12 protein-coding genes are annotated in these 14,289 nt (G+C 69.0%); 5 read left to right on the forward strand and 7 right to left on the reverse strand.

The features are described 5' to 3' along the window. Nucleotides 1–147: 147 nt before the first annotated feature. The 3 genes from FHX82_RS22595 to sucC form a co-directional block, all read right to left on the reverse strand. Complete coding sequence (locus FHX82_RS22595; protein ID WP_145939332.1) at nt 148–864, reverse strand: DUF5336 domain-containing protein; 717 nt, start codon at nt 862–864, stop codon at nt 148–150. A 193-nt stretch (nt 865–1,057) separates the two neighbouring features. Then, nucleotides 1,058–1,948, reverse strand: a complete 891-nt coding sequence (sucD, locus tag FHX82_RS22600; RefSeq protein ID WP_183176769.1) for a succinate--CoA ligase subunit alpha — start codon at nt 1,946–1,948, stop codon at nt 1,058–1,060. A 4-nt stretch (nt 1,949–1,952) separates the two neighbouring features. Beyond that, nucleotides 1,953–3,122 (reverse strand): ADP-forming succinate--CoA ligase subunit beta, encoded by a 1,170-nt coding sequence (gene sucC, locus FHX82_RS22605; protein ID WP_183176770.1) that lies wholly within the window; start codon nt 3,120–3,122, stop codon nt 1,953–1,955. A gap of 117 nt (nt 3,123–3,239) precedes the next feature. Between sucC and FHX82_RS22610 the strand changes: the two genes are divergently transcribed. Continuing rightward, nucleotides 3,240–3,983: a GntR family transcriptional regulator gene (locus FHX82_RS22610; protein ID WP_145939228.1), complete on the forward strand. Its 744-nt coding sequence runs from the start codon at nt 3,240–3,242 to the stop codon at nt 3,981–3,983. Nucleotides 3,984–4,041: 58 nt separating this feature from the next. Here FHX82_RS22610 and FHX82_RS22615 read toward each other — a convergent pair whose 3' ends face one another. The 3 genes from FHX82_RS22615 to FHX82_RS22625 are packed head-to-tail and all read right to left on the reverse strand — an operon-like array spanning nt 4,042 to nt 9,081. Beyond that, entirely contained in the window at nt 4,042–6,168 is a 2,127-nt protein-coding gene (locus tag FHX82_RS22615) for an acetate--CoA ligase family protein (RefSeq protein ID WP_221216441.1), read from the reverse strand. Continuing rightward, nucleotides 6,165–7,391, reverse strand: a complete 1,227-nt coding sequence (frc, locus tag FHX82_RS22620) for a formyl-CoA transferase (RefSeq protein ID WP_145939230.1) — start codon at nt 7,389–7,391, stop codon at nt 6,165–6,167. Before frc ends, FHX82_RS22615 begins: the two co-directional genes overlap by 4 nt. A gap of 10 nt (nt 7,392–7,401) precedes the next feature. After that, nucleotides 7,402–9,081 carry a thiamine pyrophosphate-binding protein gene (locus tag FHX82_RS22625; protein WP_145939231.1) on the reverse strand — a complete coding sequence of 560 codons (1,680 nt, stop codon included), beginning with the start codon at nt 9,079–9,081 and terminating at the stop codon, nt 7,402–7,404. Between the two features lie 164 nt (nt 9,082–9,245). On the opposite strand from FHX82_RS22625, the gene FHX82_RS22630 reads away from it, so the two are divergent. Together FHX82_RS22630 and FHX82_RS22635 are read left to right on the forward strand one after the other, a co-directional pair. Then, complete coding sequence (locus FHX82_RS22630) at nt 9,246–10,226, forward strand: 2-dehydropantoate 2-reductase (RefSeq protein ID WP_145939232.1); 981 nt, start codon at nt 9,246–9,248, stop codon at nt 10,224–10,226. After that, entirely contained in the window at nt 10,223–11,752 is a 1,530-nt protein-coding gene (locus FHX82_RS22635; protein ID WP_145939233.1) for an aldehyde dehydrogenase family protein, read from the forward strand. Before FHX82_RS22630 ends, FHX82_RS22635 begins: the two co-directional genes overlap by 4 nt. On the opposite strand, the gene FHX82_RS22640 is transcribed toward FHX82_RS22635, so the two are convergent. Continuing rightward, nucleotides 11,753–12,133, reverse strand: a complete 381-nt coding sequence (locus tag FHX82_RS22640) for a MerR family DNA-binding transcriptional regulator (RefSeq protein ID WP_145939234.1) — start codon at nt 12,131–12,133, stop codon at nt 11,753–11,755. Between the two features lie 47 nt (nt 12,134–12,180). Here FHX82_RS22640 and FHX82_RS22645 point away from each other — a divergent pair, with 47 nt between their 5' ends. Together FHX82_RS22645 and FHX82_RS22650 are read left to right on the forward strand one after the other, a co-directional pair. Then, the gene (locus FHX82_RS22645) at nt 12,181–13,554 is read left to right on the forward strand and encodes a DHA2 family efflux MFS transporter permease subunit (protein WP_145939235.1); all 1,374 of its coding nucleotides are present in this window, start codon (nt 12,181–12,183) and stop codon (nt 13,552–13,554) included. Further along, nucleotides 13,554–14,111, forward strand: coding sequence for an NADPH-dependent FMN reductase (locus FHX82_RS22650; protein ID WP_145939236.1), 558 nt, complete (start codon nt 13,554–13,556; stop codon nt 14,109–14,111). Before FHX82_RS22645 ends, FHX82_RS22650 begins: the two co-directional genes overlap by 1 nt. Nucleotides 14,112–14,289 lie beyond the last annotated feature (178 nt).

The raw sequence follows: 14,289 nt of genomic DNA on the forward strand, positions 1-14,289 counted from the left end.
CGCACCCTCGCACCTGTTCTGAGCCGTTCGGGTGAGGCACGCCGCCCACGGCCCGTGGCCCAGCGCACACGTCACCCGGTGGTGTGTGGCCCAGAACGCCGGAAAGGGCACCTCGCCATCGCCCGAGATGCCCTTTCCGCCGAACCGTCAGCCCTGGTTGCCCTGGTTGCCGAAGCCACCGGGCGGGGTGCCGGGCTGCTGCTGTTGCTGCGCCCCGGCGTCCGGCTGCTGGGGCTGGTAGAACTGGCCGTGCTGCGGGGCGTAGACCGTCGACTGCGGCGCCGCCGGCGGGGCGAACTGGGTGCCCTGCGGACCGCCCTGCTTCTCCGGCCCCTGCTGCGGCTGGCCGTACGGGCCCGGCTGGCCGTAGGGCTGGTACGCGGGCCGCGGACCGGGCGCCGGAGCCTTGATCACGTTGTACTCGAAGAGCAGCAGCGCCACGGAGACGAGCAGCTGCAGCAGGCCCAGGATCAGGATCACCGTCATGATGCCCGGGGTGTCGGTGCCCTTGGGCACGTGGACCACGGCGAGGATCGCGTCCAGACCGCCGAGCACGCTGAACAGGACCGCGAACGGCAGGGTCCGCGGGCCGCGGGGCAGCAGCGCCAGTGCCGCGAGCAGGCCGCCGACCAGCAGGAACAGCAGTGCCTGGCTGGAGCCGTCCGCCTCGTCCGAGAAGCCGAGGAAGTAGCTGACGACGCCGAGCACCACCACGACGGCGGTGAGGATCATGGGCAGGTTGACGCCCGACAGGCTCGCCCCACCCTGTTGCTGCGGGTAACCACCGGGGCCCGGGGGCTGGGGGTTGGGTTGTGCGCCGCCACCCTGCTGGGGGTAGCCCGGCCCACCGCTGGGGAAGGTCATGCCGTGCTCCTGTCGTGTTCGCCCGAAAGAGTGGGTGGCCGCTTTGTCCGAAACGCTAGCGCATCGGACCGCCCTGGCCATCCCTCGGCTATCCGACGTGCGGCGGCGCGAAACGGTTGCGTCGACTTCCCTGTGAAAGCCGACGCGGCCGGGCCCCGCGAAGGGACCCGGCCGCGTTCACCGACTGTTGGTGTCAGTGCAGGTTGTTGTACAGCTCCCGGGCGAGTGCGGCGGTCTCGGACGGCGTCTTGCCGACCTTGACGCCGGCGGCTTCGAGGGCTTCCTTCTTGGCTTGGGCGGTGCCGGCGGAGCCGGACACGATGGCGCCGGCGTGGCCCATGGTTTTGCCTTCGGGGGCGGTGAACCCGGCGACGTAGCCGACGACGGGTTTGGTGACGTTGTCCTTGATGTAGGCCGCGGCGCGTTCTTCGGCGTCGCCGCCGATTTCGCCGATCATGACGATGACCTCGGTCTCGGGATCGGCCTGGAACGCTTCGAGGGCGTCGATGTGGGTGGTGCCGATGACCGGGTCCCCGCCGATGCCGACGGCGGTGGAGAAGCCGATGTCGCGCAGCTCGTACATCATCTGATACGTCAGCGTCCCGGACTTGGAGACGAGACCGATCTTGCCGGGGCCGGTGATGTTGGCCGGGATGATGCCCGCGTTCGACTTACCGGGGGAGATGACGCCGGGGCAGTTCGGCCCGATGATCCGGGTTTTGTTGCCCTTCGCCACGGCGTGGGCCCAGAAGTAGGCCGAATCGTGCACCGGGATGCCCTCGGTGATCACCACCGCGAGCGGGATCTGCGCGTCGATGGCCTCGATCACCGCGTCTTTGGCGAAGCGCGGCGGCACGAAGATGACCGACACGTCGGCGCCGGTTTCCTTGATGGCCTCCTCGACCGTGCCGAACACGGTGAGGTCCTTCCCGGCGAGAGTCACGGTCTGCCCGGCCTTGCGGGCGTTCACCCCGCCGACGATGTTCGCGCCGGCCTGCAGCATCTTGGTCGCGTGTTTGGTGCCCTCGGACCCGGTGATGCCCTGAACGATGATCTTGCTGTCAGAGTCAAGGAAGATCGACATTGTTCTACGCTCCTGCCGCCGCGAGTTCGGCAGCCTTGTCCGCCGCGTTGTCCATGGTGTCCACCTGCGTCACCAGCGGGTGGTTCGCCTCGTTGAGGATCCGGCGGCCCTCCTCGACATTGTTCCCGTCCAGACGCACCACCAGCGGCTTGGTGGCCTCCTCACCCAGGATCTTCAGCGCTTCGACGATGCCGGTCGCGACCGCGTCACAGGCGGTGATGCCACCGAAGACGTTGACGAACACCGACTTGACCGCGGGGTCGTTGAGGATGACGTCCAGCCCGGCGGCCATCACCTCCGCGGAGGCGCCGCCCCCGATGTCGAGGAAGTTCGCCGGCTTCACCCCACCGTGTTTCTCCCCGGCGTAGGCCACGACGTCCAGGGTGGACATGACCAGCCCGGCACCGTTGCCGATGATGCCGACCTCACCATCGAGCTTGACGTAGTTGAGGTTCTTCGCCTTGGCCTTGGCCTCCAGCGGGTCCTCGGCCTGCTTGTCCACCAACTCCTCATGCCCGGGGTGGCGGAACGAGGCGTTCTCATCCAGCGTGACCTTGCCATCCAGGGCCACGATCTTGTCCTGCGGGTCACGCACCAGCGGGTTGACCTCGACCAGGGTGGCGTCCTCGGCGACGAAGGTCTCCCACAGCTTCACCACCACCTCGGCGGCCTGCTCGCGGATCACCTCGGGGAAATTGCCCTGGGTCAGGATCTCCAGCGCCTTGGCCTTGTCGACCCCGGCGATCGCATCGACCGGCACCTTGGCCAGCGCGTCGGGGCGCTCGACCGCGAGCTGCTCGATCTCCATACCCCCCTCGGCCGAGGCCATCGCCAGGAAGGTGCGGTTCGCGCGATCGAGCAGGAAGGAGAAGTAGTACTCCTGCGCGATATCCGACGCCTCGGTCACCAACACCCGATGCGTGACGTGACCCTTGATGTCCAAACCAAGGATCGCTTCGGCCTTCTCCTTGGCCTCGGCCGGGTCCTGGGCCAGCTTCACACCACCGGCCTTACCACGACCACCGGTCTTCACCTGCGCCTTGACCACAACCTGACCACCGATCCTCTCGGCGGCGGCCTGCGCTTCTTCCGGGGTACTCGCAACGGCACCGGGCAGAACCGGCACACCGTGGGCGGCGAAGAGATCTCGTGCCTGGAACTCGAACAGGTCCATGTGTTCAGTGTAGACTGTATGCAGTATGTAGACAACGAGCGTGCTCCAGCTCACGGGAGCCGGAAAGCCGTTCACTGTATGCTGTAGTCAGTCGACCACCATCGTCGGGAGTTCAGCATGCCGCCCAGTGAGTTGCCGCAGGACATGGCCGCGCGCCGGATCGACCGGCCGGTGCCGCTGCGGGAACGCGTCTACCAGGCAATGCAGGAGCTGATCATCTCCCGTCAGCTGGCTCCCGGGCAGCACCTGGTCGAGAGCGAGCTCGCCGAGATGCTCGGCGTGTCCCGTCAGCCCATCCGCGAAGCGCTCCAGCTGCTCAACTCCGAGGGCTGGGTGGACCTCCGCCCCGGCTACGGCGCCTTCGTGCACGCGCCGACGGACACCGAGGTCGACCAGCTGCTGGCCGTGCGATCCATTTTGGAGAGTGAGTCGGCGCGGCTCGCCGCCGAGAACGCCGATACCGCCGGCATCGAGCGGCTCAAGCAGATCTGCGTCGAGGGTCAGGAGGCGCTCGAACGCGACGACATCGACGCGATGGTCGCCGCGAACGCCGAGCTGCACCGGACCGTCACGGAGATGTCCGGCAACCAGGTGCTGCTCGACTTCGTCACCCAGGTCGACCGGCGCGTGCGCTGGTACTACACGCCGATCGCCCGCAAGCGGGGCCACAAGTCGTGGGAGGAGCACGGGAAGCTCATCGACGCGATCGCCTTCGGCAACGGTGACGAGGCGGCCGAGATCATGCGTGAGCACACCGAGCGGACGCGGCAGTCCTACCTGGCCGAGCGCGCGAACAAGCCCGCCGAGGAGCAGCCGGTGCAGATCCGGTCACGGCGCAGGCGAACCGTTCCGCGGGGGTAAGCCCGGAAACCGGTTTCGCCCGGGCCGCAGCCCGGGCGAAACCGGAATTCCCCCAGCCTCAGAGCAGCCCTGCCGCCCTGGCCCACTGGTACTTCGCGCCGAGCACCGCGACCGGGCGTTCGGTGGTGTAGGGATAGGCGATGACGCGGTGGTCGAACAGGTACTCGCTCGCCTTCTCCACCTCGGTGTCCCCGGCGAGCGACGCGACCACCGGCTTGTCGATCCCCTTCGCCCGGAACTCCTCGACCACGCGGACCGTGAGCTCGGCGAAGACCATGGGCGGGGTCACGATCGTGTGCCAGTAGCCGAGGACCAGCGCGGAAATGCGGGGGTCTTCGAGGCCCAGCCGGATCGTCGCCTCGTACGTCGACGGTGGTTCGCCGCCGGTGATGTCGATCGGGTTGCCCGCGGCGCCGAACGGCGGGATGAACCGGCGGAACGCCTCGTCCAGATCCGGTGGAATGTCCATCAGCGACAGTCCGTTGTCGACACACGCGTCGGAGAGCAGCACGCCCGAACCGCCGGCACCCGTGATGATCACGACGTTCTCGCCCTGCGGCGTCGGCATGAGCGGCAGCGACCGGGCGTACTCCAGCATCTCGTTGAGCCCCGGCGCCCGCACGACGCCCGACTGGCGCAGGATGTCGTCGTACACCTTGTCGTTGCCCGCCAGCGCACCCGTGTGGGAACCGGCCGCTCGCGCGCCCATGGCCGTGCGGCCCGCCTTGAGCACCACCACCGGCTTCTTCTTCGTGATGCGCCGCGCCGCGGTGACGAACGCCCTGCCGTCCTTGAGGTCCTCCAGGTGCATCGCCACGCACTCGGTGTTGTCGTCCTGCTCGAAGAACGTGAGCAGGTCGTCCTCGTCCACATCGGACTTGTTGCCGAGCCCGACGATGGCCGACACCCCCATCTTCGTCGTCCGGCTGAACCCGAGGATCGCCATGCCGATCCCGCCGCTCTGCGACGTCAGCGCGACGCCGCCGCGGACGTCGTACGGCGTGCAGAACGTCGCGCACAGGTTCTTCGGCGTGTAGTAGTAGCCGTAGATGTTCGGGCCCAGCATCCGGATGCCGTACCGGTGCCCGATCTCCACGATCTCGTCCTGCAGCTCCTGGTTTCCGGTCTCGGCGAATCCGGACGGGATGAGCACGGCCGCGGGAACGCCCTTTTCGCCGCATTCCACGAGTGCCGCGGGCACGAACTTCGCGGGCACGGCGAACACCGCCACGTCCACCGGACCGGGCACTTCACCGATCGACGGATACGCGGTGCGCCCCAGTATCTCCCGCGCCTTCGGGTTGATCGGGTGGATCGCCCCGGCGTAACCGCCGTTGATCAGGTTCTTCATCACCGAGTTGCCGATCTTGCCCTCGGTGTCCGACGCGCCGATGACCGCGACCGACCGCGGGTTCATCAGCCGGTCCATCACGCGCAGGATCTCCTCCCGCGACGGCCGCACCGGCTCGGTCACCTCCTCGGTTTCGACGAGGATCCGCACGTCGGCCGCGCTCGCGCCATCGGCCGTCGCGAACACCGGGTTCAGGTCGAACTCGCGGATCTCCGGAAAGTCCGTGACCAAAGTGGACACCTTCTGCAGCACGGCGGCGAGCGCGTCCAGATCGACTCCCGGACCGCCGCGGACACCGTGCAACACCTCGGCTGCCTCGATGCCGTCGAGCATCGACCTCGCCTCCGCCGCGTCCACCGGCGCCAGGCGGAAGGTGACGTCCTTGAGCACCTCGACCAGCACGCCACCGAGGCCGAACGCGACCACCTTGCCGAACGTCGGGTCGGTGGTCGCGCCGACGATCACCTCCTGCCCGCCGCCGAGCATCTCCTGCACCTGCACGCCGGTGATCGTGGGGGAACCGTGGTACGCCTTGGCGTTCTCGACGATCTTGCCGAACGCCTCGCGCACCGCCTGCGCGCCCTGGACGCCGACGACGACTCCGCCGGCCTCCGTCTTGTGCAGGATCTCCGGTGAGACGATCTTGCACGCGACCGGGCCGCCGATCTCCTCGGCCAGCGCGGCGGCCTCGTCGGCCGTCGTGGCCAGCCCTTCCCGCGGCGTCGGAATGCCGTAGGCGTCGCAGACCAGCTTGCCCTCCGGTGCGGTAAGCGCTTCCCGGCCCTCGGCGCGGACCTTGTCGAGGATTTCGCGCACGGCTGCCTTGTCCATCAGATGACGCCCTTCGCCTTGAGGCCCGTGAGCTGTTCACCGAGGCCGAGTTCGCTCCCGTAGATGTCCTCGTTGTGCTCGCCGAGCAGCGGGGAACGCTCGACGTCGACGGGCGAGTCGGACAGCTTGATCGGGCAGCCGACGGTGGTGAACTCGCCGCGCTCGGGGTGGTCCACCTTGACCACCATCTCGTTCGTGGCGAGCGACTCGTCCTCGATGATCTCCTTTGTGGACAGGATCGGGCCACACGGGATGTTGCTGGCGTTGAGTTTCGCGAGCACCTCCCACTTGCTGTGTCCGATGCTCCAGTCCTCGATCAGCTGGAACATCTTGTCCAGCTTGTTCAGCCGCGCCTCGGGAGTGGCCCACTCGGGGTCGTCGGCCAGGTCGGGCCTGCCGATCAGCTTCGTGATCGGCTCCCAGCCGACGGGCTGCACGATGACGTAGATGTAGTCGTTCGGCCCACCCGGCGCGCACCGGACCGCCCAGCCCGGCTGGCCGCCACCACTCGCGTTGCCCGAGCGCGGAACCGTGTCGCCGAACTCCTTGTTGGGGTACTCCTTGAGCGGCCCGTGCGTCAGGCGCTGCTGGTCACGCAGCTTGACGCGGGCCAGGTTCAGCACCGCGTGCTGCATCGCGACGGTGACGCGCTGCCCGCGGCCGGTGCGCTCCCGCTGGTACAACGCGGCGAGAATGCCTGCCACAGTGTGGATTCCGGTGCCGGAGTCACCGATCTGCGCACCGGTGGCGAGCGGGGGCCCGTCCTCGAACCCGGTGGTGCTCATCGACCCGCCCATCGCCTGCGCGACCACTTCGTACGCCTTGAAGTGCGTGTACGGGCCCTCGCCGAAACCCTTGATGGAAGCGAAGATCAGGCGGGGATTGAGCTCCCGCAGCCTGTCCCAGCCGAAGCCCATCCGGTCCAGCGCGCCGGGGCCGAAGTTCTCGGCGAGGACGTCGAACCGGGGCAGCAGCTCGGTGAAGATCCGCTTGCCCTCCTCGCTCTTCATGTTGAGCGTGATGCTGCGCTTGTTGCAGTTCAGCATCGTGAAGTACAGACTGTCCACATCGGGCAGATCACGCAGCTGCTTGCGCGTGATGTCGCCGCCGGGTGCCTCCAGCTTCACCACGTCCGCCCCCAGCCACGCCAGGATCTGAGTGCAGGACGGTCCTGATTGGACGTGCGTCATGTCCAGGACGCGCACGCCTTCGAGTGCCTTTCCCACGACGGTCACCTCACTTGTACATGGTCTGGTTCATGGTTCCGGGCGCGTACACGTCCGGGTCCACCCAGACGTTGATCAGCGATGGCTTGCCGGACTCGCGGGCGCGTTCCAGCGCGGGCCGGATGTCGGCGGGGTCGCGCACCTCCTCGCCGTAGCCGCCGAGCATCTTCGCGAACTCGCTGTAGCGCACGTCGCCGAGCGTGTTGCCGACACGGCCGCGGTCCTCGCCGTACTTCTGGATCTGGCCGTAGCGGATCTGGTTCATCGACGAGTTGTTGCCGACGATCCCGACGAACGGCAGGTTGTAGCGCACGAGCGTCTCGAAGTCCCAGCCGGTGAGGCTGAACGCGCCGTCACCGAACAGGGCCACCACTTCCTGGTCCGGGCGCGCGTACTTCGCCGCGAGCACGAACGGCACGCCGACGCCGAGGGTGCCGAGCGGGCCGGGGTCCATCCAGTGGCCGGGCGCCTTCGGCTGCACCACCTGACCGGAGAACGTGACGATGTCCCCGCCGTCACCGACGTAGATCGAGTCCGGCGTCAGGAACTCGTTGATCTCGTGCACCAGCCGGTACGGGTCGATCGGGTTGGCGTCGGAATGCTGACGCGGCAAGCGTTTCTCGTACGCCTGCGTCTCGACCGCGCGCAGCTCCTCCAGCCATTCCTTGCGGGTGGTGGCACCGTTGTCGGTGCGGCCGGACGCGGCCTGGGTGACCGACGACAGCACCAGTCCGGCGTCGCCGACGATGCCGAGGTCGACGTCGCGGTTCTTGCCCACCGTGCGGTAGTCCAGGTCGATCTGCACCACCGTCGCGTCGGGGGAGAGGCGCTTGCCGTAGCCCATCCGGAAGTCGAACGGCGTGCCGACGATGATGATCAGGTCGGCGTGCTGGAACGCGTAGCGGCGCGCGAGCTGCAGGTGGTGCGGGTCGCCGGGGGGCAGCGTGCCGCGGCCGGACCCGTTCATGAACGCGGGCACGTTCAGCTCGCGCACGAACTCGATCGCGGCGTCCGTCGCCCGGCACGTCCACACCTGGCTGCCCAGCAGCACGCACGGTTTTTCCGCGTGCACGACGAGATCGGCCAGCCGCTCGATGGACTCGGGGTCGCCGGCGGTGCGGGTGGAGGCCCGGTAGGCACCGGACTTCGGCACGCGCGCCTTCTCCAGCGGCACCTTCGCGTCGAGCACGTCGCGCGGGATCTCCAGGAACGACGGGCCGGGTGCGCCGAGGTAGCACTCGCGGAACGCCATGGACACCAGGTCCGCACAGCGCTCGGTCGTGGGCACCGTGGCCGCGAACTTCGTGATCGGCGCCATCATGTCGACGTGCGGGAGGTCCTGCAGCGACCCCATCTTGTGCTGGCTGAGCGCGCCCTGCCCGCCGATGAGCAGCATGGGGCTCTCCGCGCGCAGTGCGTTGGCGACACCGGTGACCGCGTCCGTGGTGCCCGGGCCGGCGGTGACGACGGCGCAGCCCGGGCGCCCGGTGACGCGGGCGTAGCCGTCGGCGGCGTGTGCGGCGACCTGCTCGTGCCGGACGTCGACGACGTCGATCCCTTCGTCGACGCAGCCGTCGTAGATGTCGATGATGTGGCCGCCGCACAGGGTGAACACGACGTCCACGCCCTCCGCTTTCAGCGCTTTCGCCACCAGATGCCCGCCGGACACCAGTCCCGGTTCGCCTGACATACCGCCCACTCCCTACACCATTCTGACTACCGAATACTGCATACGATATGGAGTCAATCCTGGGCCCTGGATGGCCCGGTTGTCCAGAGCTGCGTCACCCGTTGACCAACTGCCTCCATACCGTATACTGCATACAATGTCGCACGCAAGATCGGAGAGACACCGTGAAAGTCGCTGTTCTCGGTGCCGGAGCCATCGGCGCGTACGTGGGCGCAGCCCTCCACCGCGCGGGAGCCGAGGTCCACCTCGTCGCCCGCGGTCCTCACCTCGAAGCCCTTCGCGCGCACGGCGTGCGAGTCCTGTCCGACCGGGGCGACTTCACCGCCCACCCGCACGCGACCGCCGACCCGGCGGAAATCGGTCCCGTCGACCACGTTTTCCTCGGCTTGAAGGCGAACTCCTACGCCACCTGCGGTCCCCTCGTCACGCCGCTGCTGGCCGAGCACACCTCCGTCATCGCGGCGCAGAACGGCATTCCGTGGTGGTACTTCCACGGTCTGCCGGGGCCGTTCGAGGGCCGCCGGATCGAAGCCGTGGACCCCGGTGGTGCCGTGAGCGCCGTCCTGCCGACGCGCCGCGCGATCGGTTGTGTCGTCTACGCCGCCACGGAGATCTCGTCGCCCGGCGTGGTCCGCCACCTCGAAGGCACGCGCCTGTCGATCGGCGAGCCGGACGGCTCGATCTCCCCGCGCTGCCGCGAGTTCGCCGACGCCATGGTCGCCGGCGGGCTCAAGTGCCCGGTCGAACCCGACCTGCGACGCGACGTCTGGATCAAGCTCATGGGCAACGTAGCGTTCAACCCGTTGAGCGCGCTCACCCGCGCGACGATGCTGGGGATGTGCAAGCACGCCGACACGCGGTCGGTCGTGGTGCGGATGATGCGGGAGACGCTGGACGTCGCGGCGCGGCTCGGCGTGCACCCTGAGGTGTCCATCGAACGCAGGCTCGCCGGCGCCGAGCGGACCGGTGAGCACAAGACGTCCACGTTGCAGGACCTGGAAAAGGGCAAACCCCTTGAGCTCGACGCCCTCCTCGCCGCGGTGGTGGAGCTGGCGGACCTCACCGGCGCGCCGGTGCCGACCCTGCGCGTCGTCCACGCGTTGGCGGGACTGCTCAACGAGCAGGTCACGAAGGAGGCGACATGATCGTCAAGCCCGGTACCGAATGGGAAAGCGTTTTCGCCCGCTGCCGGTCGGTCGCCCCCGAGGCGTTCGAGTCCGACCGGCTGCTCAACTTCTGGGGTGGTCGCTGGCGCCAGGAGGGAGTGCCGACCGAGACGACCTCACCACTCGACGGAACCGTCCTCATCGGACCGCCCAGGCTCGGGCTCGCCGACGCCAAGCGGGCGGTCCGGGCGAGCCTGAACGAGCACCGGACGTGGTGCGCCGCGTCGCTCGCGGAACGCAAACGTCGCGTGCTCGCCGCGCTCGACGAGCTCGCCGAGCACCGCGACCTGCTCGCTTTGCTGCTGGTGTGGGAGATCGGCAAGACTTGGCGGTCAGCGAAGGCCGATGTGGACCGTTGTCTCGACGGAGTCCGCTGGTACGCCGAGGAAATCGATGACATGCTCATCGACCGAAGGCCGTTGCCCGGTCCGGTGAGCAACATCGCGAGCTGGAACTACCCGATGAGCGTGCTGATGCACGCGGTGCTGGTCCAGGCGCTCGCGGGCAACGCGGCGATCGCGAAAGCGCCGACCGACGGCGGGGTGAACTGTCTTACGCTGGCCACCGCACTGGTCGCACGGCACGGGTTACCGGTCACGTTGGTCAGCGGCAGCGGCGCCGAGCTGTCCGAGGCGCTCGTGACCTCACCGATGATCGGCTGTCTGTCCTTTGTGGGCGGACGCAGCAGTGGCGGTGAGGTCGCGGCGCGGCTGGTCGACTCCGGCAAGCAGCACATTCTGGAGCAGGAGGGCCTGAACTGCTGGGGCGTCTGGGAGTTCAGCGACTGGCCACTGCTCGCCCGGCACGTGCGGGCGTCGTTCGAGTACGGCAAGCAGCGCTGCACAGCCTATCCTCGCTACGTCGTGCAGCGGTCGCTGTTCGACGACTTCCTCGCGGCGTACCTGCCCGCGGTGCGCGAACTGACGTTCGGGCACCCGCTGGCGGTCGCTGATCCGGCGGATCCGTTGCCGGAGCTGGACTTCGGGCCGTTGATCAACGATGTCAAGGTGAAGGAGCTGCGGGACACCGTCGACGACGCCATCGGACGCGGGGCCGTTCCGCTGTTCCGCGGTTCCTTGGAGGAGTCCCGGTTCCTGCCGGGGCAGGACACCGCGGCGTACCTGGCGCCGGTGTCGCTGCTGAACCCGCCACCGTCCTCGCCGCTGCACCACGCGGAGCCGTTCGGGCCGGTGGACACGGTGGTGCTGGTGGACACCGAGGCGGAACTACTGGCGGCGATGAACGCCAGCAACGGTTCCCTGGTGGCCTCCCTCGCGTGCGACGACGAGACGACGGCCCGGCGGCTGGCGGCGTACCTGCAGGCGTTCAAGGTCGGCGTCAACCGCCCGCGCTCCCGCGGCGACCGGGCGGAGTACTTCGGCGGCCGCGGCGCGTCCTGGCGGGGCGCCTTCGTGGGCGGGGAACTGCTGGTGCACGCGGTCACCGAAGGTGAAGGCCCCGTCTACGGCCACTTCCCGACGTCGACCCGGTACCCGCCGACGTGATCACTTCGGCGGGATCTCACACAGCTTCCGCTCGGAGGTCAGCTCGTCCAACGTCTCGGTGAGGGCGAGGAGGCGCCGGCGTGCCTCGTCCTCCAGCCGGGCGCGGAGGTGGTAGAAGGCGTCGAGCGTCATTTCGGAACGGTCCTGTGGCAGGTCGGCCATGAGGTCGCGGATCTCCGCGACGGTCAGGCCGACCCGCTGCGCCACGCGCACGATCTTGACCAGACACGGCTCGACGCGGTGGAAGCGGCGTTGGTTGCCCGCGGTCCGCTGACCGGTGATCAGGCCGTGCTTCTCGTAGAAGCGGACGGCCGACGGGGCCACGCCGGAATCTCGCGCGACCTCGCTGACGCTCAGCGTTTCCTCCGTCACAGTGGTCATTCCGCCTCCTTGACTTCAACATTAGTTGAGCTTTTAGCGTAGCCCGCATGAGCGAGGTCCGCGACCGACCAGTGAAACGGATAAGTCGTCCGGTCTGGTGTGCGGCGATCGTGGTGGCGCTGGGCGCTTTCCTGGCGAACATGGACAGCTCGATCGTCGCGGTGGGACTGGAATCCCTGCGGGCCGCGTTCGGCGCCGAGCTGGTGCGGATCCAGTGGGTCGCCACCGCGTACCTGCTCGGCCTGTCGGCCGTGCTGCCGCTGACCCCGTGGCTCACGCGACGGCTGGGCGCGGGCAGGCTGTGGCTGTCTGCGCTTTCCGGGTTCCTGCTGACCTCGGTGGCGTGTGCGCTGTCGCCGACGGCGGAGGTGCTGATCGCGGTCCGGGCCGCGCAGGGGATGACCGCGGGCATCCTGGTCGCGGCGGGGCAGACCGTGATCGGACTGGCGGTCGGACCCGAGCGGCTCGGCCGGATGATGGGCGTGCTCGGCCTGGTGGTCGGGCTCGCGCCCATCGCGGGCCCGAGCGTCGGCGGGTTCCTGCTGGCCCGGTTCGGCTGGCCGTCGATGTTCTGGTTGAACCTGCCGGTCGGCGTCCTCGCGCTGGTCCTGGCGGTGCGGTTCGTGCCGCGAGGCGAACGGCAGGCACCACCACCGATCGACTGGTCTGGTCTGCTGCTGGTGTCGCTCGGTTTACCGTTGACCGTCTACGCACTGACGGGAATCGGTATACCGCAGACGTCTCACTTACTGGACGGCGTGCTCGCGCTGATCGGGGTCGGGGCGCTCGCTGTGTTCGCATGGCGCACGCTGCACACGCCTCGGCCGGTGCTGCGGCTGCGTCTGCTGGCCCGGCCGGTGCCGGCCGCGGCGTCGTCGACCTTGGTGACGGCCGCCGCGGGCATGTACGGCGCGGTGCTGCTGGTGCCGCTGTGGTTCCAGCTCCAGCTCGGCGCCGGTGCGGCGGAGACGGGGTTGCTGCTCGTGCCGATGGGGGTCGGCACGACGGTGACCGTCGCGCTCGCCGGACGCCTGGTCGACCGGCTCGGCGGTGGGCCGGTCGCGCTGGCCGGTGCCCTGCTGGTGCTGGTGAGCACGGTGCCGTGGCCGTGGCTCGGGCCGGGCACGCCGATGATCGCCGTGCAGGTGCTGCTGGTCGTGCACGGGATAGGGCTGGGGTTGTCGCTGATGCCGGCGACGACCGCGGCGTACGCGTCGGTGCGGGCGAGCGAACTGGGTGACGCCACCGCGCTGGCGAACATCGTCCTGCGGGTCGGGGGAGCGGCCGGGAGCGCGCTGACGGTGATCGTGCTCGCCCAGGGCGGGTTCCGCGCCGCGTTCGGGTTGCTCGCCGTGCTCGCTGGTTGTGCCGTCCTGGCCGCTTCGTGGCTCACGCGTGCCGAAAACGGAAGGAAACTCTGATGGAACCTCTTCGTGTCGCCGTCGTTCTGGGCAGTGTCCGCAATGGACGGTTCGGGGAACGGGTCGGCGAGTGGGTGCACAAGACCCTGCTCGACGCGGACGTCGACGTCGAGCTGGTGGACCTGGCGGGGTTGACGATCCCGCGGACGATGGATGCGCATCCCGACGTCGCGGCGTTCGCCGGGCGCATCGGCCGCGCGGACGCGGTGGTCGTCGTGACGCCCGAGTACAACCACAGCTACCCGGGCCCGTTGAAGACCGCGCTCGACGCGGTGCGGGACGAGTGGCACGCGAAACCGGTGGGTTTCGTGTCGTACGGCGGCATGGCGGGTGGCCTGCGGGCGGTGGAGGCGCTGCGCCCGGTCTTCGCGGAGCTGCACACGGTGACGGTGCGGGAGACGGTGAGCCTGCACAACCCGTGGGGCCCCGCGGCGGACCCCGAGGTGGACTACCCGGGCACCCCGGAGACCGCGGCGCTGCACCGACTGCTGCGGCAACTGCTGTGGTGGGCGAGGGCGTTACGGCAAGCCCGAACGGCGGAGCCGTACCCGGCCTGACCGGCGGGGGTGGGGCGGTCGGTGACGGGCCGCTTGGCGGGTGGGGCGTGCTCGGTGATGGGCGCTCGCGGTGGCGCGCTTGCCGATGGCACCTGCTGGCCGGTGGCGCGCGGCGGGGGGCGCTTAGCGAGTGTGTGCGCCCGGCAGGCGCGTGCTTGGCAAGTGGGAAGCGGTTGGC

This window comes from Amycolatopsis bartoniae (genome assembly GCF_014191255.1).
GTDB classification, from domain to species: domain Bacteria; phylum Actinomycetota; class Actinomycetes; order Mycobacteriales; family Pseudonocardiaceae; genus Amycolatopsis_E; species Amycolatopsis_E bartoniae.

What these genes read in the sequence shown, in the direction of transcription:
- sucC (WP_183176770.1), bottom strand. Translation starts at nt 3,122, where the DNA reads ATGGACCTGTTCGAGTTCCAGGCACGAGATCTCTTCGCCGCCCACGGT.
- FHX82_RS22650 (WP_145939236.1), top strand. Translation starts at nt 13,554, where the DNA reads ATGGAACCTCTTCGTGTCGCCGTCGTTCTGGGCAGTGTCCGCAATGGA.
- FHX82_RS22645 (WP_145939235.1), top strand. Translation starts at nt 12,181, where the DNA reads ATGAGCGAGGTCCGCGACCGACCAGTGAAACGGATAAGTCGTCCGGTC.
- FHX82_RS22635 (WP_145939233.1), top strand. Translation starts at nt 10,223, where the DNA reads ATGATCGTCAAGCCCGGTACCGAATGGGAAAGCGTTTTCGCCCGCTGC.
- FHX82_RS22625 (WP_145939231.1), bottom strand. Translation starts at nt 9,081, where the DNA reads ATGTCAGGCGAACCGGGACTGGTGTCCGGCGGGCATCTGGTGGCGAAA.
- FHX82_RS22595 (WP_145939332.1), bottom strand. Translation starts at nt 864, where the DNA reads ATGACCTTCCCCAGCGGTGGGCCGGGCTACCCCCAGCAGGGTGGCGGC.
- FHX82_RS22610 (WP_145939228.1), top strand. Translation starts at nt 3,240, where the DNA reads ATGCCGCCCAGTGAGTTGCCGCAGGACATGGCCGCGCGCCGGATCGAC.
- FHX82_RS22640 (WP_145939234.1), bottom strand. Translation starts at nt 12,133, where the DNA reads ATGACCACTGTGACGGAGGAAACGCTGAGCGTCAGCGAGGTCGCGCGA.
- sucD (WP_183176769.1), bottom strand. Translation starts at nt 1,948, where the DNA reads ATGTCGATCTTCCTTGACTCTGACAGCAAGATCATCGTTCAGGGCATC.